17 protein-coding genes and 2 rRNA genes (1 of these 19 cut by a window edge) are annotated in these 24926 nt (G+C 40.3%); 18 read left to right on the top strand and 1 reads right to left on the bottom strand.

The window, feature by feature from the left end; all coding sequences use genetic code 11:
* The 4 genes from IGJ24_RS00945 to IGJ24_RS00960 all read left to right on the top strand — a co-directional run bounded on the left by IGJ24_RS00945 (nucleotide 1) and on the right by IGJ24_RS00960 (nucleotide 4873).
* The gene (locus IGJ24_RS00945) at nucleotides 1-846 is read left to right on the top strand and encodes a chorismate mutase (RefSeq protein ID WP_002363448.1); all 846 of its coding nucleotides are present in this window, start codon (nucleotides 1-3) and stop codon (nucleotides 844-846) included.
* A 10-nt stretch (nucleotides 847-856) separates the two neighbouring features.
* A complete protein-coding gene (locus tag IGJ24_RS00950) occupies nucleotides 857-1369 on the top strand; it encodes a transcription repressor NadR (protein WP_002356248.1) in 513 nt (170 codons plus the stop codon).
* Between the two features lie 227 nt (nucleotides 1370-1596).
* On the top strand, nucleotides 1597-3108 hold the full coding sequence (locus IGJ24_RS00955; protein WP_002378718.1) for a glucosaminidase domain-containing protein: 1512 nt from the start codon (nucleotides 1597-1599) through the stop codon (nucleotides 3106-3108).
* Between the two features lie 274 nt (nucleotides 3109-3382).
* The gene (locus IGJ24_RS00960; RefSeq protein WP_002376404.1) at nucleotides 3383-4873 is read left to right on the top strand and encodes an aldehyde dehydrogenase family protein; all 1491 of its coding nucleotides are present in this window, start codon (nucleotides 3383-3385) and stop codon (nucleotides 4871-4873) included.
* 226 nt (nucleotides 4874-5099) lie between these two features.
* On the opposite strand, the gene IGJ24_RS00965 is transcribed toward IGJ24_RS00960, so the two are convergent.
* Nucleotides 5100-6083, bottom strand: a complete 984-nt coding sequence (locus tag IGJ24_RS00965; RefSeq protein ID WP_002356251.1) for an L-lactate dehydrogenase — start codon at nucleotides 6081-6083, stop codon at nucleotides 5100-5102.
* A 335-nt stretch (nucleotides 6084-6418) separates the two neighbouring features.
* Between IGJ24_RS00965 and pth the strand changes: the two genes are divergently transcribed.
* The 14 genes from pth to IGJ24_RS01035 all read left to right on the top strand — a co-directional run.
* On the top strand, nucleotides 6419-6985 hold the full coding sequence (gene pth / locus IGJ24_RS00970) for an aminoacyl-tRNA hydrolase (RefSeq protein WP_002361556.1): 567 nt from the start codon (nucleotides 6419-6421) through the stop codon (nucleotides 6983-6985).
* Nucleotides 6986-7004: 19 nt separating this feature from the next.
* Complete coding sequence (gene mfd / locus IGJ24_RS00975; RefSeq protein ID WP_033627596.1) at nucleotides 7005-10544, top strand: transcription-repair coupling factor; 3540 nt, start codon at nucleotides 7005-7007, stop codon at nucleotides 10542-10544.
* A gap of 15 nt (nucleotides 10545-10559) precedes the next feature.
* Entirely contained in the window at nucleotides 10560-12149 is a 1590-nt protein-coding gene (locus tag IGJ24_RS00980) for a putative polysaccharide biosynthesis protein (RefSeq protein WP_289865875.1), read from the top strand.
* A 14-nt stretch (nucleotides 12150-12163) separates the two neighbouring features.
* Nucleotides 12164-12427 (top strand): RNA-binding S4 domain-containing protein, encoded by a 264-nt coding sequence (locus tag IGJ24_RS00985; protein WP_002356255.1) that lies wholly within the window; start codon nucleotides 12164-12166, stop codon nucleotides 12425-12427.
* Nucleotides 12428-12681: 254 nt separating this feature from the next.
* The gene (locus tag IGJ24_RS00990; RefSeq protein WP_002356257.1) at nucleotides 12682-13161 is read left to right on the top strand and encodes an FtsB family cell division protein; all 480 of its coding nucleotides are present in this window, start codon (nucleotides 12682-12684) and stop codon (nucleotides 13159-13161) included.
* A 44-nt stretch (nucleotides 13162-13205) separates the two neighbouring features.
* Nucleotides 13206-13685 (top strand): S1 domain-containing RNA-binding protein, encoded by a 480-nt coding sequence (locus tag IGJ24_RS00995; RefSeq protein ID WP_002356258.1) that lies wholly within the window; start codon nucleotides 13206-13208, stop codon nucleotides 13683-13685.
* 85 nt (nucleotides 13686-13770) lie between these two features.
* Nucleotides 13771-15159 carry a tRNA lysidine(34) synthetase TilS gene (gene tilS / locus IGJ24_RS01000; protein ID WP_289865876.1) on the top strand — a complete coding sequence of 463 codons (1389 nt, stop codon included), beginning with the start codon at nucleotides 13771-13773 and terminating at the stop codon, nucleotides 15157-15159.
* Between the two features lie 18 nt (nucleotides 15160-15177).
* Nucleotides 15178-15723, top strand: coding sequence for a hypoxanthine phosphoribosyltransferase (hpt, locus tag IGJ24_RS01005; RefSeq protein ID WP_002356260.1), 546 nt, complete (start codon nucleotides 15178-15180; stop codon nucleotides 15721-15723).
* 93 nt (nucleotides 15724-15816) lie between these two features.
* Nucleotides 15817-17973, top strand: a complete 2157-nt coding sequence (ftsH, locus tag IGJ24_RS01010; RefSeq protein ID WP_002363441.1) for an ATP-dependent zinc metalloprotease FtsH — start codon at nucleotides 15817-15819, stop codon at nucleotides 17971-17973.
* Nucleotides 17974-18134: 161 nt separating this feature from the next.
* Nucleotides 18135-19031 carry an Hsp33 family molecular chaperone HslO gene (hslO, locus tag IGJ24_RS01015; protein ID WP_002359370.1) on the top strand — a complete coding sequence of 299 codons (897 nt, stop codon included), beginning with the start codon at nucleotides 18135-18137 and terminating at the stop codon, nucleotides 19029-19031.
* Nucleotides 19032-19042: 11 nt separating this feature from the next.
* Nucleotides 19043-20041, top strand: a complete 999-nt coding sequence (gene dusB, locus IGJ24_RS01020; RefSeq protein ID WP_002396119.1) for a tRNA dihydrouridine synthase DusB — start codon at nucleotides 19043-19045, stop codon at nucleotides 20039-20041.
* Between the two features lie 93 nt (nucleotides 20042-20134).
* Complete coding sequence (lysS, locus tag IGJ24_RS01025) at nucleotides 20135-21631, top strand: lysine--tRNA ligase (protein ID WP_002359372.1); 1497 nt, start codon at nucleotides 20135-20137, stop codon at nucleotides 21629-21631.
* A 652-nt stretch (nucleotides 21632-22283) separates the two neighbouring features.
* A 16S ribosomal RNA gene (locus tag IGJ24_RS01030) occupies nucleotides 22284-23844 on the top strand.
* A 226-nt stretch (nucleotides 23845-24070) separates the two neighbouring features.
* A 23S ribosomal RNA gene (locus IGJ24_RS01035) occupies nucleotides 24071-24926 on the top strand; it runs 2057 nt beyond the window's last position.
* The 16S and 23S rRNA genes sit together here, the layout of an rRNA operon.

The raw sequence follows: 24926 nt of genomic DNA on the forward strand, positions 1-24926 counted from the left end.
ATGGAAGAATTTAAATCAGAAAAAGAAAAAATGATCGCAGGTGCACTATATTTTGCCTCAGATCCTGAATTAGTGGCTGATCGCAAAAAAGCCCGTGAACAAATGGCGTTAATTAACCAACAACCAGACACTTATATTCGTCGTCAATTAATAGAAGAAACATTTGGAAAAGTGGGTGTCGGGACGTACATCGAACCGATGATTCAATTTGATTACGGCTACAACATTTCTGTGGGAAAAAATTTCTATGCCAATTTTAATAACGTTTTTTTAGATGTTTGTCCAATCGAAATTGGCGATAACTGTATGTTTGGCCCCAATGTGCAACTTTATACAGCCGAGCATCCATTACAAGCAGCCAAGCGTAATAGCGGAATGGAATCAGGGAAACGAATTATCATTGGCAACAATGTTTGGATTGGCGGTGGAGCGATTGTCCTTCCAGGCGTAACATTAGGCGATAATGTAGTGGTGGCAGCAGGTGCTGTTGTGACCAAATCGTTCCCAGAAAACTGTGTGATCGCAGGTAATCCAGCACGGATAATTAAAGAATTGACTGAAGATGACGCCCCAACAACTTCTTTAGAACAACAACGAGCAAAGATTAACCAAATCGATAAGGAACTGGTCCGTTTATTAGAACAGCGGATGGACGTCGTCGCAGAGATTGCTGCAGTGAAAAAGAAAGCAGGTCATGCAGTTTTTGATTCTGAAAGAGAACAACAAGTATTAGAAACTATTCTGAATCATGTTGAAAATGCCGAGTATGAAGAAACATTATCTGAGACTTTCCAGGGAATTATGGACGCCTCTAAACGTTTCCAAGAAAAACATTTAGGAGAGTGAGGCGAAGGTCGTGGATGGAGAAATCAGAAGAAGAGAGATTGTTAAAAGATTAAGAGAGACCGAAAAGCCAATTAGTGCCACTCGTTTTGCAAAAGCTTTTGATGTCAGTAGACAAATTATTGTAGGAGATGTCGCTCTATTACGGGCGACAGGGGTCGAAATTGTCGCAACAGCTCGAGGGTATATGTTGGAACAACCTTTAGAAGGAATTGAGCGGAAAATTGCTTGTCAACATACGCCTGAACAAACGAGAGAAGAATTGTCAGTCATTGTTGCCAAAGGTGGAGAAGTGGTAGATGTGAGTATTGCACATCCGCTTTATGGGGAATTAATCGGCAGTTTGCGCATTCAATCAGAGAAAGATATTGATAAATTTATGGACAAGTATCAAAAAGAGCATGCTACATTACTATCAGTTTTAACAGGAGGCGTCCATCTGCATACTATTCGCTGTGCAGACGAAGAAACTTTCCAAGAAATCAAAGAGGCGCTTCGAAAAAAAAGTATTTTGTTTGAAGGATAACGAGAAAAAGAGAGGACATTGATGTTTATTCAAGCCCTTTCTTTTTTTTCTTAGAAAATTACCAAAAAAAGATAGAATAATTTGTGAATTTTCTTCTATTTTTTTAACTTTTTGCTAGAAATTTTTTATGAAACAGTATACTATTAAAAAAGGAGCCATTTAAACAATAACTATGTCAATTATTATGTTGGTACATAAAAATAAATGGAGAAAAATAAAAAAGGAGAATGAGTATGAAAAAACAATTTGCCCTGTTCTCTACCTTATTACTTTTAGGTTCATCAATGCCAGTAGGTGCATTTGCAGAAGGTAATAACTTGGTAGCTGAAAATAGTTCTGTTGCAGAAACAACCGCAGAAGCAACAACTGCTGAAGCCACTGAAACGACAGCGACTAGTGAAACAACAGAAGCGACAGAAGAATCAACAACTGAAACAGAAAGTTCAACCGAATCAAGTGAATCTGCAACCACGGAGTCCACGGAAACGTCAGGAACCGAAACGACAGATTCCACAACTGATTCAACATCCACAAGTACGACAGAATCGACTACTGACTCCACCTCAACGAGTACAACAGAGTCAACCACAGATTCTACGTCAACAAGTACAACTGAATCAAGTACCACGCCGACGACTACACCAAGTTCTTCTAAAGAACAGCCAAAACCTGGCACGAGTACTTCTGAATCAAAACAGCCGGCGAAACCAGTGACACCAACAGCGCCAGCTGAAAAGCCAGTAGAACAACCAGCAGCGTCAACACCGCAGCCCGAAATAGTCCCACCAGTTACAAATGAAACGGTTGGGTTAGTGGAAGACGATGAGACGTTTACGGTCAGCAAAACGAAGAAGACAGAAGAGTTTATTCAAGAAATCGGTGAATCTGCTCGGAAAGTGGCCAAGGACAAAAACTTATATGCTAGTGTGATGATTGCTCAAGCAATTTTAGAAAGTGGCAGCGGCAATAGTAAATTAAGCCAGAAACCAAACTACAATTTGTTTGGTATTAAAGGCGATTACAAAGGTCAATCTGTTTCTTTTATTACCTATGAAGACAATGGTTTCGGTAACCTATACACAGTAGAAGCAAAATTCCGTCAATATCCAACGTATAAAGAATCAATGGAAGATTATGCGAAATTATTGAAAAATGGTTTAGATTCCAATAAAGATTTCTATCATGGTGTCTGGAAAACGGAAGCCAAATCATACAAAGAAGCGACACGTTTCCTAACAGGAAAATACGCAACGGACAAAGATTACCATAAGAAATTAAATGCGTTAATTAAAACATACGATTTAACTTATTATGATAAAGAAAAAGCAACCGTTGAACCAATGGAATCAAATTTCCCAGCCTATAATGGCAAAAACTATGACACCTTTAATAGTTATGCTTGGGGCAACTGTACACAATATGTCTACAACCGTATTACGCAATTAGGTAAACGTGTGGACTTAACAATGGGGAATGGTCAAGATTGGGGCGAAACAGGTCGTGCACGCGGGTACAAAGTAAGTCGTACACCAAAAGCAGGCGCAGCGGTTTCCTTCCCAGCTGGTGTTTTAGGCGCAGACAATACTTATGGTCATGTCGCATTTGTGGAAAAAGTCTTTAAAGATGGTAGCATCTTAATTTCTGAAATGAACGTGAAGGGATTAAACGTTGTTTCGACACGTACAATCTCAGCCGATGAAACACATTTAATGAACTATATCGTTCCAAAAGATAAATAAAAAAATCAGCTCTTTGTCAATAAGAACGAATGAGTTGGAAAAATCAAAGCTAGCACTGAAGAAGCAATTTTAATTCTTCAGTGCTAGCTTTTTTTGGCAAAAGTTCTCTCCAATAAAGTTTAATACATTCAGTTATTGCCAGGCGATTTCAGGTCGGGATGAGTTAGCAACAGTCGCCGATAGCTATATTTTTTTTAGGTAGAATCATTTACTTTTAGGTAGAAGATGTCTTATAATTGTAAGCGGATACAAAAATAAAAAAAGAGGTGGTTAAATGAGTAAAAAAGAAATAAATCAAGTAGTTGCCAGTAGCTATCAATTGTATATTAATGGAGAGTGGACAACAGGTAGTGGTAACAAAATGATTGCTAGTTACAATCCTAGTAATGGTGAAAAATTAGCAGAATTTGTTGATGCCACAAATGCAGATGTGGATCGAGCTGTAGAAGCAGCTCAAGAAGCGTTTCAGACATGGAAAGATGTTGACGTTGTAACAAGAAGCAATCTTTTATTGAAAATTGCTGATTTGATTGAAGAAAATCAAGAACATTTGGCTATGGTGGAGACTTTAGATAATGGAAAACCGCTTCGGGAAACGCAATCGATTGATGTTCCTGCCAGTGCAGACCATTTTCGGTATTTTGCTAGTGTGATTCGTGGAGAAGAAGGGTCTGTCAAAGAATTTGATAAGGATACGTTATCCATTGTTGTGAAAGAACCCATTGGTGTTGTGGGTCAAATTATTCCGTGGAATTTCCCCTTATTAATGGGTGCTTGGAAATTAGCGCCAGCGTTGGCAGCAGGTAATACGGTTGTGATTCATCCGTCCTCGAGCACATCATTAAGTTTGTTGGAATTGTTTAAGATTTTTGATCAAGTCTTGCCGAAAGGAGTAGTGAATTTAATCACCGGTCGTGGTTCTGATTCAGGAAATTATATGTTGGCACATCCAGGGTTTGATAAGCTAGCTTTTACAGGCTCAACAGAGGTGGGGTACACTGTCGCTAAAGCGGCGGCCGACCGCCTAATTCCAGCCACTTTAGAACTTGGCGGAAAATCAGCCAACATTATTTTTGAAGATGCCAATTGGGAACGTGCATTAGAAGGCGTGCAGTTAGGGATTTTATTCAATCAAGGGCAAGTTTGTTGTGCTGGGTCTCGTGTGTTCGTTCAGTCAGGTATTTATGATCAATTTGTAGAAGCTTTAAAGGAAAAATTTGAACAAGTGAACGTTGGTTTCCCGTGGGAAAAAGGTGTTGAAATGGGCGCTCAGATCAATGAGCATCAATTGGAAGAAATTTTAAAATATGTCGAAATTGGTGTGAAGGAAGGAGCTACACTGATTACTGGTGGGCAACGTTTAACAGAAAATGGGCTAGACAAGGGGGCATTTTTAGCACCTACGTTATTAGCGAATGGCACGAATACAATGTGCGTGGCCCAAGAAGAAATCTTTGGTCCTGTTGCAACAGTGATTAAATTTGAAACGGAAGAAGAAGTCATTCGTTTAGCTAATGATTCTGAATATGGTCTAGGTGGTGCCGTCTTTTCACAAGATATCAATGTAGCATTACGGGTTGCTCGTGGTGTACGGACAGGTCGGATGTGGGTCAACACATACAATCAATTGCCTGCGGGCGCGCCATTTGGCGGTTATAAAAAATCAGGAATTGGTCGAGAAACGCATAAATCAATGCTAGATGCTTATACGCAAATGAAAAATATTTACATTGTGACAAAAGAAGAAGCAGATGGACTGTATTAAGTAGTGTAGTGAATTTTAGATAATAAACTTATTTTTGGTTATTGTTATTTTTCGAGCTAAACAAAACAATAATTTTTTTTAAAAGTTGAGTGATGAGTAAAGTAAAACAGATTAAAAGTAAAGCCTGGTACAAAAATCACTTTGGATTTTTGTACCAGGCTTTAAAGCGGAGTAACAATAGTGGTCACTCTTGGTTGTTTTTAATTTTCGACTATTGTAGAAGGAGTTATTTTGCTTCTTCTGCTTCAAATTTAGCAAAAGCTGTTTCAATAACTTCTTTTAATGCAGAAGCAGAAGCTTCCATTTTTTCTTGTTCAGCATCTGTTAATGGAATTTCAATGACTTGTTTAACGCCTTGGCGGTTGATGATCGCTGGTGCACCGATATAAATATCGTTTTGACCATATTCACCTTCTAAATAAACAGATAATGGTAACACAGAGTTTTCATCGTTTAGGATAGCTTTAGTGATACGTGCTAGTGCAACCGCGATTCCATAGAAAGTAGCACCTTTTTTCTCGATGATTGTGTAAGCAGCGTCGCGTACGTTGAAGAATAAATTAACCATTGCTTCTTCATCAACGTCAGGATTATTTTTCACCCATTCGTAAATTTGTAAGCCAGCGACATTCGCATGTGACCAAACTGGGAATTCTGTATCTCCGTGTTCCCCTAAGATGTAGGCATGGACATTTCGTGCATCAACGTCAACTAATTCGGCAATTGCTTGACGGAAACGAGCAGAATCTAGTGAAGTTCCTGAACCGATTACTCGTTCTTTCGGGAAGCCAGAGAATTTCCAAGTTGAATAAGTCAAAATATCGACTGGGTTTGCGGCAACTAAGAAGATACCGTTGAAACCAGAATCAACAATTGTTGTAACGATTTCTTTATTAATTTTCAAGTTTTTATGAACTAAGTCTAAACGAGTTTCGCCTGGTTTTTGAGGCGCGCCAGCTGTTAAGACAACTAAGTCTGCATCATGGCAATCGTCATAAGTAGCTGCATAGATTTTTTTAGGAGAAGTAAATGCTAATGCGTGAGATAAGTCCAACGCGTCTCCTTCAGTTTTTGGTACATTAATATCAATAATCCCAACTTCTTGAGCAATATTCTGAGTTACTAAAGCAAAGGCATAGCTAGAACCTACGGCACCGTCCCCGACTAAAATTACTTTTTGGTGATCTTTATTCCCTGCGGCTGCAGTCATGTGTACCATTCCTTCCTCTACATTCTTTTTCGTGAGCAACGAGTTTTTATTTCCTGTTGCTAAAGTGATAGTAACATGGTTTGTAAAAAATGTCACGAACTTTGATTGTAAAAATGATACAGTTTTCAGACCTGTTTCAAAATGGTAGCTCTTACATGTGCGTAATTTCACTATCTTACGCATATTTAAATTTCTAAAAAATTTTTTTACATCTTTCTTAATCTTCAAAGACTGCGAGTTTTTTTATTTCTATGGTATAATGAATAAAACTGGGTAGCGCATACGCTTCCCAGCCATTTTGTGTTGGCAAGCTTATAATCCAAGGAGAATGAAAGATGAAAGTAATCGTAGGACTGGGAAATCCCGGTAGTAAATACAAAGAAACAAAACACAACATTGGCTTTATTACGCTAGATGAAATTGCGTATCGGCAAAATGTTTCGTTTAATAATAGTAATTTTGAAGCAGATATTGCAGAGTTTTTTATAGGGACTGAGAAAGTATTGTTAGTGAAACCATTAACATTTATGAATGAATCAGGTCGCTCTGTTGGTCCGTTGTTGACCTACTTTGGGGTAGATGAGGAAGACTTGATTGTTATTTATGATGACTTAGACTTAGAGGTCGGTAAAATTCGTTTACGGCAAAAAGGTAGTGCTGGCGGCCACAATGGGATAAAAAGTCTGATTGCCCATTTAGGAACTAATGTCTTTCCTAGAATTAAAATTGGCATTGGTCGGCCCTCAAAAAATGATACAGTTATCCACCATGTACTAAGTACTTTTCCCAAAGAAACACACGAAGAGATGTTACTTGCTGTAAAAAAAGCAGCCGATGCCGCTTTATATGCATGCGAAGGACATACGTTTGTTGAAACAATGAATCAATTTAATGGAAAATAGCAGAAAGGAGGGCCCTTGTTTGAATATTATCGAACGAATTAGCCAAACAGAAATTGCTAAATCATGGCGCAGTCAACTAATGACAACAGGAACGCGCCAACTAATTACTGGGTTATCAGGCTCTGCTAAAACATTACTGATGGCAGGCGCTTTACAAAAGACGCATCAAAAAATTGTTATTGCGGTCCCAAACCTATACTATGCCAATCAATTAGTAGATGATTTTTTAAATATTTTACCTTCAGAACAAGTTCATCTATTTCCAGTAGATGAAGTGTTATCCGCCGAAATGGCCTTTTCTTCACCAGAAGCGCGCGCAGATCGAGTGAGTGCGTTAAATTTCCTGATGACAGCGAATGCAGGAATCGTGGTCGTACCAGTAGCTGGACTACGAAAATATTTGCCAACGAAAGAAACGTGGCAAAATGCGCAACTTCATTGGGAAATCGGGACAGAAGTAGAACCTGAAATCCTCGCGCAACGCTTAGTGTTAATGGGCTATGAACGCCAATCGATGGTCGGAAAGCCCGGCGAATTTAGTATTCGCGGAAGCATTGTTGATGTCTATCCGCTAAATGCCGAATACCCTGTTCGGGTGGAACTGTTTGATGTTGAAATTGACTCAATCCGTTATTTTGAAGCAGATACCCAACGTTCATTAGAAAATCTTGAAGAAGTAACGATTTCACCAATGACTGATTTAGTATTCTCAAAGGCAGATATGAATCATGGCATGACGAGGTTACAAGATGCTCTAGAAAAACGTTTAGCGACAGCTAAAGATCAAACGGAGACCGATTTTTTAGAAGAATATTTTGGTCAGTTGCTGTCTTCTTGGGAACAAGGGATTCCTACAGAAAATGCTCACTATTATACAGATTTTCTGTACCAACAAAAAACTACGCTGTTAGATTATTTACCAGAAAATAGTTTGCTTTTTGTGGATGATTATTCTCGTATGATGGAAACGGAGCGAGAAATCGCTAGAGAGGAAGCGGAATGGCAAACCCTGAAAATTGAAGAAATGCGCGTGTTTTCTGAACAAACTTTTGGCGTAGACTTTCATGATCAATTGCGAAAAACTGCACGAAATACGACCTTCTTTTCACTTTTTCAAAAGGGGATGGGGAATCTTCGTTTCCAAGAAGTCCATAATTTCCAATATCGTTCAATGCAACAATTCTTCGGTCAAATGCCGTTGCTAAAAGCGGAAGTGGACCGTTGGCAAAAGCAAAACCAAACGGTCGTTGTTTTTGTTCCTACGAAAGAACGGATTCAAAAAGTCGAAGAGCTATTTCAGGACTTTGACATACCTAGCGTAGTAAGCAATTGGGATCAGTTGTTAGATGGGCATGTCCAAATTGTCCAAGGGGCATTACAAACAGGGTTTGAATTACCTAAAAACAAGCTCGTGGCGATTACGGAAAAAGAAATTTTTCATACAACGACCAAAAAACGGGCACGTCGTCAAACAATCTCTAATGCGGAACGTTTGAAAAGTTATAGCGACTTAAAAACGGGCGATTATGTCGTTCATGCGAATCACGGGATTGGTAAATATATTGGTATGGAAACCTTAGAAGTTGATGGGGTCCATCAAGATTACATGACTATCTTGTACCAAAATGATGACAAGTTATTTATTCCAGTAACACAATTGAACTTGATTCAAAAGTTCGTTGCTTCCGAGTCTAAAACGCCGAAAATTAACAAGCTAGGCGGCAGTGAATGGACGAAAACTAAACGAAAAGTTGCTTCGAAAATTGAAGATATCGCGGATGATTTAATCTTACTTTATGCGACAAGAGAATCGGAAAAAGGCTATGCTTTTCCGCCAGATGATGCGTATCAAAAAGAATTTGAAGAGGCTTTTCCGTATTCTGAAACAGATGATCAATTACGTAGTGCCGCCGAAATTAAACACGACATGGAAAAATCTCGACCAATGGATCGTTTGTTAGTTGGCGATGTAGGGTTTGGTAAAACAGAAGTGGCTTTACGAGCGGCTTTCAAAGCTGTTAGCAACAATAAACAGGTTGCCTTTTTAGTGCCAACAACTATTTTAGCGCAACAACATTACGAAACGATTCAAGAGCGGTTTGAGGGCTTTCCTGTAGAAATTGGTTTATTAAGTCGTTTCCGCACGAAAAAACAGCAAAATGAAACAATTGAAAAAATTAAACATGGCCAAGTAGATATTGTGGTTGGTACCCATCGTTTATTGTCGCAAGATATTAATTTTAGTGATTTAGGCTTGTTGATTATTGATGAGGAACAACGGTTTGGAGTGAAACATAAAGAACGACTAAAACAATTGCGTTCACAAGTGGATGTCTTGACGTTAACAGCAACGCCAATCCCAAGGACCCTTCATATGTCGATGTTAGGTGTCCGTGATTTATCCGTCATCGAAACCCCACCAGAGAATCGTTATCCGATCCAAACGTATGTCATGGAAAATAATCCTGGGGCGATTCGGGAAGCGATTGAGCGAGAAATGGCCCGAGATGGTCAAGTCTTTTATTTATACAATCGAGTAGATACGATTGAACGAAAAGTTGAAGAGTTACAAGCACTAGTTCCAGATGCACGAATTGCGTATGCACATGGTCAAATGACAGAAGTACAACTGGAGAATACTTTGTTTGATTTTATTGAAGGACAATATGATATATTAGTCACTACAACGATTATTGAAACAGGAGTAGATATTCCTAATGCTAATACCTTGTTTGTAGAAAATGCGGACTACATGGGCTTATCTACGTTGTATCAATTACGTGGTCGTGTGGGGCGTAGCAATCGAGTGGCCTATGCTTATTTTATGTACGAACAGCAAAAAATCCTAAACGAAGTTAGTGAGAAACGTTTAGAAGCAATTAAAGACTTTACAGAATTAGGTTCTGGGTTCAAAATTGCGATGCGTGACCTTTCCATTCGAGGGGCCGGAAACCTTCTTGGTGCTCAACAACACGGCTTCATTGATTCGGTTGGGTTTGATATGTACTCACAGATGTTATCTGAGGCAGTTGCTCGTAAACAAGGGAAAAATATCCAAGACCAAAAAACGTCTGTTGAGATTGATTTGGGCATTGATGCTTATATTCCAGGAACGTACATTACAGACGAACGACAAAAAATTGAAATTTATAAACGGATTCGTCAATTAGAAAATATGGATATGTACGAAGAATTAGAAGCGGACTTGTTAGACCGCTTTGGAGAGTATCCTGACGAAGTGGCGCATTTATTAACCACTGGCCGTATCAAAATGGATGGCGACCGTGCCTTGTTAGAAAGTATTCGTAAACGCGACCAAAAAGTCAAGTTTGTGTTAAGTAAAATTGGCACAAAAACATACTCTGTGGAGCAGTTGTTTGAAGCGTTATCGGCCACCAGCTTAAAAGCGGATCTAGCAGTTGAGAAAGAACAAATGACTATTTCCTTGAAGTTGCCGAAAGATTGTAAAGAAGCTGTTTGGATTCAAGAAATTGCTGCTTTTACAACCGCATTGCGACAAGAAAAATACAAACATTCGCAAGAAACGGATTCCCTTTAAAAGGAGGCCTAGAAGATGGCACAAAAAGAAATGCAACGAATGATGCAAGGTGCCGTTGTGTTAACCGTTGCTTCCTTCATTGCAAAAGTGTTGAGTGCGTTTTATCGCGTTCCTTTTCAGAACTTTGTAGGGGATGAAGGATTTTACGTGTATCAGCAAGTTTATCCAATCTATGGGATTGCGATGACATTAGCATTGTCAGGCTTACCGCAATTTATTTCCAAAATTGTTGCTGAACAACCAGATATTCGGAGTCAAAAACAAGTGTTGCGCCAACTATATCCCTATGTGTTATGGTTAGCGATTGCTTGTTGGGCCTTCTTTTTCTTTGGTAGTCAAGAAATTGCTATTAGTATGGGGGATGCTGCACTCCAACCATTAATGGAAGTTGTTTCCTTTACCTTTTTACTCGTTCCAATTCTTTCCTTCTATCGTGGGAATTTTCAAGGTCATTTGTTGATGGTGCCTAGTGGTATTTCACAGGTGATGGAACAGTTTGTGCGTGTCGGGGTTATTCTAGTAGCTGCGTTGTCCTATCATTACTTTGGTGGCTCCATTTACCAAACGGGGACGGTGGCTATGAGTGGTGCGTTGGCTGGCGGTGTCTTAGCGGTACTTGTCTTATGGTACTACAATCGAAAAATTCTTAGTGGAAGTACGGAATACTTGCATCAATGGAAGATTATGCCTCAAACCACAGGACTATTTAAACGTTTAATGATTGAGGGTGGTTTGGTCTCTTTATATAGTGCTTTTCTGATTCTATTTCAATTAATTGATTCCTTTAAAGTAAAAAATGCCCTCATGCTTTTCGGGCTCTCTGATTTAGCTGCGAAAGTGGACAAAGGGGTCTATGATAGAGGACAACCACTAGTTCAATTAGGGTTGGTAATTGCTTTAGCTTTAAGCTCGACCTTTTTACCAGGTTTGACAAAATATTTTATGAAAAAAGACCGTCAACAATTTTTACAAGTTGCAAAAATCTTTTTGCGTCTTACCACAACCTTGGCATCGGCGGCTTCGATTGGTCTAATGATGTTATTGCCGTACATGAACTTTACACTTTTTAAAGATTATAAAGGCAACGATGTTTTAGGGGTGTATGTTTTATCCATCGCTTTTATGGCCATTATTCAGGCCTACCAAAGTATTGAACAAAGTCGCAATCGTTTTAAAGGTCCTTTAGTGGCAGCTGGTGTGGGCTTATTAGTGAAGTTACTGACAACGGGCTTTTTCACCATTCGTTGGGGAACATTAGGTGCTAGTTGGTCTACTATTCTTGGGTTACTAGCGACGTTATTCGTTTTAGTCCGACAATCGGATGCAGCGATTAATTGTTTTGTTCGAGAACGAAACTTTTTGAAAAAACTGTTGCTTAGTTTAGCAATCATGATGCTGTCATTACTGGTCTATCAAGGAATTATCTCCATCTTGTTCCAAGGTGTGCATCACCGAAGTCAAGCGTTTTTCGTTACAGTTATAGGTGTTGCAGTGGGTAGTACAGTTTTTATTAGCACCATCATTAAGTTAGAATTATTTACGATACGTGAATGGTTAAGTTTACCGTATGGCGCAAAAATTTTACGGATGAGACAAAAAAAATAAAAGAGGTGAATGTGATGCGGTTAGATAAATTTTTAAAAGTTTCTCGCATTATTAAAAGAAGAACAGTTGCCAAAGAAGTCGCTGATAAAGGTCGGATTCAAATCAACGGAGTCTTAGCCAAATCTTCTAGTACTGTGAAGATTGGTGACCTTGTCAAAATTCAATTTGGGAACAGAATTTTAGAAGTAGAAGTCCTGCAACTAAATGACTCTACGAAAAAAGAAGATGCCACAAAAATGTATGAGATAAAATCAGAAACACGTGTCTCTGAAGAATAAACAGGTGAGGATGGAGCGCTTGGCAAGTTCATTGAAAAGATGAATATTCCAAGCGCTTCATCCTTTCAGCGTTTTAATGAAACAGACGCGCCGCTTTTGAAAAAAATTAATAAATCAACCACTGTTATTTCAAAAGCAAAGAATATTTTAGAAAAAAGCTTGATTTTCTTTAACTTCTCTGAAATTAACATTAGACAAGGTTCTTAGATGTTGGTATAATAAAACGGACAATCCAAAGCGAGTGGAGCGAGACGATGGGAAAGAATGAAAAAAACTCGAAGAAAGTTGCGGCATTGGAAAATGACTACACGAAAGAACAGTATGTCGAATTCCAAAAACAACAGAAACAATTGATTTTTAGACGCAGACGCTTGGCAGCGATTTTTCTCGTGGCCTTCATTATTTTTGCCTTTTCTGGCATCCAATTGATGAAAGATTATCATCGCTTAGGTGCTTTCAAACAAGAACGAGCAGATGCAATTGCTGAATCCGTAGCAGTTGATAAGAAGGTCAAGGATCTAAAAAAAGACGTTGCTTTGTTAAAAGATGATGATTATGTGGCAAAATTAGCACGTAGCCGTTTCCTTCTCTCAAAAGAAGGCGAACAGATTTATCCCACACCAGAACAAATGAAAAAAACACAGACTTCTGGAGCGGAAGAAAGCAAGAGCAGTTCAGAAAAAAATAGTCAATCACAGTCTTCAACTGAAACAACTAAGTCTTCAGCTGAATAAACTGCAATTATAATTAGGGAAAAAATAGGAGGAACAATTTTTTTATGTCAATCGAAGTAGGAGCTAAATTGCCAGGAAAAGTGTCAGGGATTACTAACTTTGGTGCATTTATTGATTTAGGAGAAGGAAAAACTGGGTTAGTACACATCAGTGAAGTGTCTAATGGATTCGTTAAAGATATTCATGATGTATTAACAGTAGGTGACGAAGTAACAGTGAAAGTAACCTCAGTTGGTGACGACGGCAAAATTGGCTTATCGATCCGTAAAGCGCAAGAGCCAGCAGAAGGGCAACAACCAAAACGTGAATTTCAACGTCGTGAAAACAATTATGAGAATCGTGACCGTAATCCACGCGCAGGGGGCAAAAAGCCTTTCAATAAACCACAAGCAAATAACAATAACAATAAACAAGATTTTGACTCATTGATGAGCTCTTTCTTGAAAGATAGTGATGACCGTTTATCTTCATTAAAACGTAATACTGAAGGCAAACGTGGCGGACGTGGCGGACGTCGCGGCTAAGCACAAACAAATAGGGGGACTGGGGATAACGAATGGGTTATTTCTCGGTTCCTCTTTTATTCTAAGGAAGAAAGAAGGGCGAACAATGTTTTGGCAGTTTTATAAACGAGGAAAAGAACAAGGATTTTGGCAACCGCATCAAACAATCGTGGTCGCTGTTTCTGGTGGTGTAGACTCCATGGCCCTTTTGACGTTAATGGAACAGGTGGCAGAAAAAGAACAATTACAATTGGTTGTTGCACACGTCAATCATCAATTGCGAGAAGCGTCGGCACAGGAAGCGCAATATCTCGCTACCTATTGTCAGCAGCGAGAGCTAACGTATTATGAAACGCGTTGGGAAGACCCTGAAAAGCAACGGAATTTAGAAGCAAAAGCGCGCACATTTCGTTATGAATTTTTTAAAGAAGTCATGGAAATTGAAGGTGCGGCGGTCTTAATGACGGCACATCATCTAGACGATCAAGCGGAAACGATTTTAATGAAGCTGATTCGAGGAACGAATTTTTCCCATTCCGCGGGCATTAAAGAGAGACGGCCTTTTGCGACAGGGGAATTGATTCGTCCGTTACTTATTTATCCAAAAGAAGAATTGTATCAATTTGCACAGCGCCAAGCATTCGTTTATTTTGAGGACGAAACGAACCAAACCAATGAATATTTGAGAAATCGGCTCCGTAATCAGGTTTTGCCGCTATTAAAGCAGGAAAATCCGCAATTCTTAGATCAGATTGCTTCTTTTAGTAATGAACAACGTTTTGCTCAAGAATTTATTCAAGAACAAATTGAGCCTCAATTATCTGAAGCCGTAGAACCAACCAAACAAGGCTGGCGCATTCCTTTGAAGAGATTATTAAAAGAAACGCCTGCGTACCAGCACTTCTTTTTAACCGCGTTTTTCCAAAAAACATTAGTGCCATTAGGGGTTTCGTTAAACCAACGCCAGATGACACAAATTTTAAAAGTTTTGAATGATGAACGCCAACCGCAAGGCTCGGTTATGTTAGAACAGCAATGGCAACTAGCTAAAAGTTATGATTGGCTATGCTTAGAACAAAAACAGGTTGCACTGCGAGAAGAAGTTATACATTTATTAGTACCTGGCGCGGGGATTTATTTATCGGAAACCGAATGGCTAGGATTAATTGCGACAGACAAACCGTTTCCTCTTCCTGAAGAGATTAATCAATGGACGGGTCAGTTGTTAGCAATCCCGTTGACAACAGCCACACCTTTGACCGTTCGTCATCGCCAAAGTGGTGATCGGATTACATTAAAACCAGGGTTTACGAAAAAATTAAGCAGAGTTTTTATTGATCAAAAAGTGCCAAATGAAGCGAGAGAGAGTGCTTGGGTCATTACGGATGAGCAAGAGGAAATCATTTGGGTACCAAAATTTGCAAATTCCTATTTGAGTATTCCTTTAGAAACTGATAAAATACACTACAGACTCCTTTTTAAGACAAAGGAGTAATGCTGAAAGGAGCGCACTATGATAGAAAAAGATATTGAGAAAGTCCTAATCTCCAAAGAAGAAATTCTTGCGAAGTCTGCAGAGCTTGGCAAGCAACTGACAGAAGAATATCAAGGGAAAAATCCTTTAGTGGTCGGTATTTTAAAAGGTGCAGTACCATTTATGGCTGATTTGACTCGTGAAATCAATACTTATTTAGAATTGGACTTTATGGATGTATCTAGCTACGGCAACGCGACAGTTTCTTCAGGCGAAGTAAAAATTGTCAAAGACTTAGACACAAATGTCGAAGGTAGACATATTTTAATCGTAGAAGATATCATCGATAGTGGTCGTACATTAGCGTATTTAGTAGATTTGTTTAGATACCGTAAAGCTGCATCTGTGAAAATTGTTACCTTATTAGATAAACCAGAAGGCCGTGTAGTAGACATTAAAGCTGACTACGTAGGGTTTGATGTGCCCAATGAGTTTGTGGTCGGTTACGGATTAGACTATGCAGAAACGTACCGCAACTTGCCTTATATTGGCGTTTTAAAACCTGAAGTTTACGAATCAAATTAATATCTATCAAGGAATTAATTGTGTTACAATGTAAAGGTCAGGATTGATAAAAGAATAACATGAATTGTAATGATGAGCATAAGGAGGACAGGCATGAACAAAAAGAATAATGGCATGAAAAATGGTTTATACTACGTCTTAGTAGTACTTGCCATGGTCATGGTTGTCTATTTCATTTTTGGAAATAACAACCAACAATCGCCAGACATCGATTACTCAACCTTCCAACAACAATTGGAAGACGGAAAAGTCAAAGACATGACCATTCAACCAACCAATGGGGTTTACCGGATTGAAGGGCAGTATAAAGAAAAACAAGAAGTGAAAGACACAGGTGGTCTGTCATTGTGGGGCTCAACGCAAGCATCGTCAAAAGGCTTCACAACAACCGTTTTACCTAGTGATACAACCTTAGCTGGCATTCAAGATGCGGCACAAAATAACAAGGTGAAGCTAGTTGTCAAAGAACAATCAACAAGTGGTGCTTGGTTGTCACTGTTGTTTAGTTTCTTACCATTAGTGATTATTTTCTTCTTCTTCTACATGATGATGAGCCAACAAGGCGGTGGCGGTGGCGGTGGTGGCCGTGTGATGAACTTCGGTAAATCAAAAGCCAAAGAAGCCGATAAAAAAGCTAACCGTGTCCGCTTCTCAGATGTAGCTGGTGCGGAAGAAGAAAAACAAGAATTAGTTGAAGTAGTGGAATTCTTAAAAGATCCACGTCGTTTCGCTGAATTAGGCGCACGGATTCCTGCGGGCGTACTATTAGAAGGACCTCCAGGGACTGGTAAAACGTTACTTGCTAAAGCCGTAGCAGGTGAAGCAGGTGTGCCATTTTACTCAATCTCAGGTTCAGATTTCGTTGAAATGTTTGTCGGGGTCGGTGCTAGCCGTGTCCGGGATTTATTTGAAACAGCGAAGAAAAACGCGCCTGCGATTATCTTTATCGATGAAATCGATGCAGTTGGTCGTCAACGTGGTGCTGGTATGGGTGGCGGACACGACGAACGTGAACAAACCCTTAACCAATTATTAGTTGAGATGGATGGTTTTGATGGCAATGAAGGAGTTATCGTAATTGCTGCAACGAACCGTTCAGACGTGTTAGACCCAGCGTTGTTACGTCCAGGTCGTTTTGACCGCCAAATCTTGGTAGGACGTCCAGATGTCAAAGGTCGTGAAGCGATTTTACGTGTTCATGCGAAAAACAAACCGTTAGCTGATGACGTTGATTTGAAAGTTGTTGCACAACAAACACCAGGTTTTGCTGGTGCTGATTTAGAAAACGTCTTAAACGAAGCAGCCTTAGTTGCCGCTCGTCGTAACAAGAAAAAAATTGATGCTTCTGATGTGGATGAAGCCGAAGACCGCGTAATTGCTGGTCCAGCTAAAAAAGATCGCGTGATTAATAAAAAAGAACGCGAAATGGTGGCTTACCATGAAGCCGGACACACAATCGTTGGTTTAGTCTTAAGCCGTGCCCGTGTTGTCCATAAAGTAACAATTATCCCTCGTGGTCGCGCAGGCGGTTATATGATTGCTTTACCAAAAGAAGATCAATTCTTAATGACTAAAGAAGATATGTTTGAACAAATCGTTGGCTTACTTGGTGGACGTACAGCAGAAGAAATTATCTTTGGCGTTCAATCAACAGGGGCTTCAAATGACTTTGAACAAGCAACAGGGATTGCCCGTAGCATGGTAACGGAATATGGAATGAGCGACAAATTAGGACCTGTTCAATATGAAGGAAACCATCAAGTCTTTGTCGGTCGTGATTATGGTCAAACAAAAGCTTACTCAGAACAAGTGGCGTTTGAAATCGATCAGGAAGTTCGTCGTATCTTAATGGATGCTCATACGAAAGCGCATGAAATTATCGAAGCGCACCGTGAACAACATAAACTAATCGCTGAAAAACTATTAGAATATGAAACATTAGATGCAAAAGCAATCAAATCATTATTTGAAACAGGTAAAATGCCTGAAGGTGCTGACAGCGACTACCCTAGTGAAAAAGAAGCGCAAACATTCGAAGAAGCAAAACGTGCTTTAGAAGAAAAAGAAGCGCAAAAACAAGTTGAAGAAAAACAAGACTTTGAAGAAGCGAAAAAAGAATTACATGATGAAGCAGAAGAAGTCAAAGTAGAAAGCGAACAAACAGAAAAAGAAGTCCAATCTGAAGAGAAAAAAGATTCAGATTCCAATTCTGAATATGATCGCAATAACTACGAAGATCGTTATAAATAACCAATTAGTAGAAGGTGCAGTATTTGTCGAGTTGACGAATACTGCACCTTCTATAATATTAAGATATTCTATAGAAGGAAGATTATTTGGTTGAAAAAACACCTGATTCCTAGTATTATCTGACTAATGGACAAAAAAGCACCAAGAGAAGAGGAAAAAGAATGGAAGATTATTTAGTAAAAGCCCTTTGCTATAAAGGTTCAATACGAGCATATGCCATCAGTGCCACTGAAACTGTTAGTGAAGCGCAAAGAAGACATGATACATGGAGTTCTTCTACTGCAGCGTTAGGGCGCACATTGATTGGAGCTCTTTTACTAGGAGCGACTTTAAAAGGTGACGATAAATTAACTGTAAAAGTACAAGGAAATGGCCCAGCTGGCGCTATTATTGTCGATAGTAATGGCCGTGGAGAAACAAAAGGCTACATTAAAAATCCACATGTCAGCTTAAAGTTGAATGCAACAGGTAAAATTGATGTACGTGGTGCTGTCGGTAACGAAGGAATTTTCACAGTCATTAAAGATTTAGGATTAAAAGAAACCTTTTCTGGACAAACACCTATTGTTTCTGGTGAAATCGGTGAAGACTTTACATATTTTATGGCGGTCTCTGAACAAGTTCCTTCAGCTATCGGTTTAGGTGTATTGGTGGACACGGATGAATCGGTGAAAGCAGCCGGTGGTTTTATGATTCAAGTAATGCCAGGTGCCGATGAAAGTACCATTGATTTTATTGAACAGCGTCTAGCGGAAGTGCCCCCAATTTCACAATTACTAGAAAATGGAGAAACACCTGAACAAGTCTTGTATCGCTTATTGGGAGAAGACGAAGTAGAAATTTTAGAAAAAATGCCTGTACAATTTAAATGTGACTGTTCCAAAGAAAAATTTGCGACCGCTTTGATTGCCGTTGGGATCGATGAATTAAATGCGATGATTGATGAAGATCATGGAGCGGAAGCAGTTTGTCAATTCTGTAACAATAAATATCACTATAGTGAAGAAGAATTAATTGAACTTCGCGATGAAGCGATTCGCAATACGAAACAAAAGTAGGAGGAAAGACTATGTGGAAAATTGGAGACGTTGAAATCCCCAACCGTGTTGTCGTAGCTCCGATGGCGGGTATTAGTAACGCCGCTTTTCGTGTGACTGTAAAAGAATTTGGCGCAGGATTAGTCGTTTGTGAAATGATTAGTGATAAAGGAATTAAATTAAGAAACAAAAAAACCTTAGAAATGCTATATATTGATGAGCGGGAATATCCTTTAAGTGTACAAATTTTTGGTGGAGATAAAGAAACATTAGTGGAAGCTGCTAAGTTTGTGGAAGAAAATACGCAAGCGGCGATTATTGATATTAACATGGGTTGTCCTGTCAATAAAATAATTAAAGCTGAAGCTGGTGCGAAATGGTTGCTGGATCCGAATAAAGTGCATGAGATGGTTCACGCAGTCTCTTCGGCAGTTTCTTTGCCTGTCACTGTAAAAATGCGAACAGGCTGGGATGAAGATCATCTATATGCTGTAGACAACGCTTTGGCTGCCGAACAAGCAGGGGCTTCGGCAATTGCTATGCATGGTCGGACGCGTGTCCAAATGTACGAAGGGACAGCCAACTGGGACGTTTTAAAGGAAGTGAAAAAGCATTTAAGCATTCCTTTTATGGGAAATGGCGATGTCAAAACGCCTGAAGATGCTAAACGCATGTTAGAATATGTTGGAGCGGATGGTGTGATGATTGGTCGAGCTGCTTTGGGCAATCCTTGGATGATTCAACGGACGAAAGAATACTTGGAAACGGGCGAATTGATGCCTGAGCCTTCACCAGCTGAAAAAATCAATATTGCAAAAGTTCATTTACAACGATTAGTGGATTTAAAAGGTGAAAAAATTGCGGTCCGTGAGTTTCGCCAACATGCTTCTTACTATCTAAAAGGAATTTCGCGAGCAGCCAAAGTGAAAGTTGCGATTAACCAAGTTGAAACACAACAAGCAGTTGTCGATTTACTTGATGCCTTTGTAGAGAAGATTTCCAAAGTTGCTGTAACTACTATAGAAGAATAAAAAATTCAAGCCGAAAGTAAAATTCGGCTTGCTTTTTTTCGAATTACTGTGGCATTATTAGGATAGGTTAAAATCAAGAATGGAGGAACAACAGTGGCAGAAGAACAACAAGCGCATTTAGAGGATTTAAATGATCAAATGCTCGTGCGCCGCGAAAAAATGGAAGCTTTACGTGAAGAAGGGATTGATCCTTTCGGTAAACGTTTCGATCGCACTCATAATTCAGCAGAACTTCATGAACAATATGATAATCATACAAAAGAAGAACTTAGTGAAATGAATACAGAAGTCAGCGTTGCTGGACGTATGATGACAAAACGTGGTAAAGGAAAAGCTGGTTTCGCCCATTTGCAAGACCGTGAAGGCCAAATTCAAATTTATGTTCGGAAGGACCAAGTTGGAGATGAAGCCTATGAACTATTTAAACATGCTGACTTAGGCGACTTCTTTGGTGTGACAGGTCAAGTAATGAAAACCAATACGGGGGAAGTTACTGTTAAAGCTCAAACAATTACGTTATTAACTAAAGCTTTGCGTCCGTTGCCAGATAAATACCATGGATTAACGAATGTGGAACAACGCTATCGTCAACGCTATTTAGATTTAATCAGTAACAAAGAAAGCTTTGATCGCTTCATGAAACGCAGTCAAATTATTAGCGAAATCCGTCGTTATCTAGATGGCAATGGCTATGTCGAAGTAGAAACGCCTGTCTTGCATAACGAAGCAGGAGGAGCTGCTGCTCGTCCATTTATCACACACCATAATGCATTAGATATGGACTTATACTTACGCATTGCCCTAGAGTTACATTTAAAACGTTTAATTGTCGGTGGCATGGAAAAAGTCTATGAAATTGGTCGTGTCTTCCGTAATGAAGGCATCGATACCACTCATAACCCAGAATTTACAATGCTAGAAGCTTACACTGCTTATACTGATTATCAAGATGTGATGGATTTAACAGAGGGAATTATTCGTAATGCTGCGGAAAAAGTCTTAGGAACTACTGATATCACGTACGATGGTCAAGCTGTTGACTTAGGCAGTCCTTTCAAACGTCTACACATGGTAGATGCGGTCAAAGAACAAACGGGCGTAGATTTTTGGCAAGAGATGACGATAGAAGAAGCCCGTGCGTTAGCTAAAGAACATAATGTTGAAATTACAGATGCCATGACAGTCGGTCATATCATTAATGAATTTTTCGAAACATTTGTAGAAGATACATTGCAACAACCAACATTTATTTATGGTCACCCAGTAGCTGTTTCACCATTAGCGAAGAAAAATCCAGAAGATGGTCGTTTCACTGACCGCTTTGAACTATTTATTATCGGAAAAGAGTTTGCTAATGCATTTACAGAATTAAATGATCCAATTGACCAACGTGAACGTTTTGAAGAACAAGAAAAAGAACGGGAACAAGGAAATGATGAAGCACACGGAGTAGATGAAGATTTCATCGAAGCCTTAGAATATGGCTTGCCACCAACCGGAGGATTAGGTATTGGGATTGATCGACTAGTTATGTTATTAACCGATGCACAATCAATTCGTGATGTATTATTATTCCCAACAATGAGATAAAAAAAGATGCCTTAAGGGCATCTTTTTTTGTATTCGCAAAAAATTAAATAAAAAAAGAATAGAAAAACAATTGAAACCAATTCTTTTTTTCTAAAAAAATCGAAGATGAGTAATAAAAAGAATGGGTAATCTGATAAAAAAACGAACTTTATCTAATCGGATAAGAAAGAATAATCGGTATTGAAAAAAAGTTTAAAAAAAGTGAAAATAATGATTGACCAATGCTTGAAATCTTGGTATATTATTACATGTCGCAAGGCGAGTCACACAGCTGAGCGATTCAGAAATCAATAATTAAATAACAATTCTTGATTTCAAATCTCTCGAAAAAAGTTTGAAAAAACAACAAAAAAGTTGTTGACAAATAACAAACGAGATGATAAGATATAGAAGTTGTCACAACAGACAACAACGACCGAGCAAAACAACTTAAAAAAACTTTTTCAAAAAAGTTCTTGACATTCAAACGAAAGTTTGTTATGATATAAAAGTTGCTGCGAGGTAACGTAGACCTTTGAAAACTGAACAAAGAATAGACGAACCAAATGTGTAGGGCGTCTTGATTCAATTCAAGACAACAAACATTTTTAACAAGCAAGCAATATGCTAGCAAACAAATTGAGCTTAACAATCGCAAGATTGTTCTAACTTTTATTATGAGAGTTTGATCCTGGCTCAGGACGAACGCTGGCGGCGTGCCTAATACATGCAAGTCGAACGCTTCTTTCCTCCCGAGTGCTTGCACTCAATTGGAAAGAGGAGTGGCGGACGGGTGAGTAACACGTGGGTAACCTACCCATCAGAGGGGGATAACACTTGGAAACAGGTGCTAATACCGCATAACAGTTTATGCCGCATGGCATAAGAGTGAAAGGCGCTTTCGGGTGTCGCTGATGGATGGACCCGCGGTGCATTAGCTAGTTGGTGAGGTAACGGCTCACCAAGGCCACGATGCATAGCCGACCTGAGAGGGTGATCGGCCACACTGGGACTGAGACACGGCCCAGACTCCTACGGGAGGCAGCAGTAGGGAATCTTCGGCAATGGACGAAAGTCTGACCGAGCAACGCCGCGTGAGTGAAGAAGGTTTTCGGATCGTAAAACTCTGTTGTTAGAGAAGAACAAGGACGTTAGTAACTGAACGTCCCCTGACGGTATCTAACCAGAAAGCCACGGCTAACTACGTGCCAGCAGCCGCGGTAATACGTAGGTGGCAAGCGTTGTCCGGATTTATTGGGCGTAAAGCGAGCGCAGGCGGTTTCTTAAGTCTGATGTGAAAGCCCCCGGCTCAACCGGGGAGGGTCATTGGAAACTGGGAGACTTGAGTGCAGAAGAGGAGAGTGGAATTCCATGTGTAGCGGTGAAATGCGTAGATATATGGAGGAACACCAGTGGCGAAGGCGGCTCTCTGGTCTGTAACTGACGCTGAGGCTCGAAAGCGTGGGGAGCAAACAGGATTAGATACCCTGGTAGTCCACGCCGTAAACGATGAGTGCTAAGTGTTGGAGGGTTTCCGCCCTTCAGTGCTGCAGCAAACGCATTAAGCACTCCGCCTGGGGAGTACGACCGCAAGGTTGAAACTCAAAGGAATTGACGGGGGCCCGCACAAGCGGTGGAGCATGTGGTTTAATTCGAAGCAACGCGAAGAACCTTACCAGGTCTTGACATCCTTTGACCACTCTAGAGATAGAGCTTTCCCTTCGGGGACAAAGTGACAGGTGGTGCATGGTTGTCGTCAGCTCGTGTCGTGAGATGTTGGGTTAAGTCCCGCAACGAGCGCAACCCTTATTGTTAGTTGCCATCATTTAGTTGGGCACTCTAGCGAGACTGCCGGTGACAAACCGGAGGAAGGTGGGGATGACGTCAAATCATCATGCCCCTTATGACCTGGGCTACACACGTGCTACAATGGGAAGTACAACGAGTCGCTAGACCGCGAGGTCATGCAAATCTCTTAAAGCTTCTCTCAGTTCGGATTGCAGGCTGCAACTCGCCTGCATGAAGCCGGAATCGCTAGTAATCGCGGATCAGCACGCCGCGGTGAATACGTTCCCGGGCCTTGTACACACCGCCCGTCACACCACGAGAGTTTGTAACACCCGAAGTCGGTGAGGTAACCTTTTTGGAGCCAGCCGCCTAAGGTGGGATAGATGATTGGGGTGAAGTCGTAACAAGGTAGCCGTATCGGAAGGTGCGGCTGGATCACCTCCTTTCTAAGGAATATTACGGAAATATACATTTCGTCTTTACTTTGTTCAGTTTTGAGAGGTCTACTCTCAAAACATTCGTTCATTGAAAACTGGATATTGAAGTAAAAAGAATCAAAACAAACCGAGAACACCGCGTTGAATGAGTTTTTTAATAAGTTCAATTGCTTATTTATTGATTAACCTTCTATCGCTAGAAGAAGTGATCAAGACCCAACCGCAAGGTTGATAAGGTTAAGTGAATAAGGGCGCACGGTGGATGCCTTGGCACTAGGAGCCGATGAAGGACGGGACTAACACCGATATGCTTTGGGGAGCTGTAAGTAAGCTATGATCCAGAGATTTCCGAATGGGGGAACCCAATATCTTTTATAGGATATTACTTTTCAGTGAATACATAGCTGATTAGAGGTAGACGCAGAGAACTGAAACATCTTAGTACCTGCAGGAAGAGAAAGAAAATTCGATTCCCTGAGTAGCGGCGAGCGAAACGGGAAGAGCCCAAACCAACAAGCTTGCTTGTTGGGGTTGTAGGACTCCGTTATGGTAGTCTGTTAGTATAGTTGAAGGATTTGGAAAATTCCGCTAAAGAGGGTGAAAGCCCCGTAGACGAAATGCTGACAACACCTAGGAGGATCCTGAGTACGGCGGAACACGAGAAATTCCGTCGGAATCCGCGGGGACCATCCCGCAAGGCTAAATACTCCCTAGTGACCGATAGTGAACCAGTACCGTGAGGGAAAGGTGAAAAGCACCCCGGAAGGGGAGTGAAATAGATCCTGAAACCGTGTGCCTACAACAAGTCAAAGCTCGTTAATGAGTGATGGCGTGCCTTTTGTAGAATGAACCGGCGAGTTACGATTGCATGCGAGGTTAAGTCGAAGAGACGGAGCCGCAGCGAAAGCGAGTCTGAATAGGGCGAATGAGTATGTAGTCGTAGACCCGAAACCATGTGATCTACCCATGTCCAGGTTGAAGGTGCGGTAAAACGCACTGGAGGACCGAACCCACGTACGTTGAAAAGTGCGGGGATGAGGTGTGGGTAGCGGAGAAATTCCAAACGAACTTGGAGATAGCTGGTTCTCTCC

This window comes from Enterococcus sp. DIV0546, from assembly GCF_051712785.1.
Lineage (GTDB): Bacteria > Bacillota > Bacilli > Lactobacillales > Enterococcaceae > Enterococcus > Enterococcus faecalis.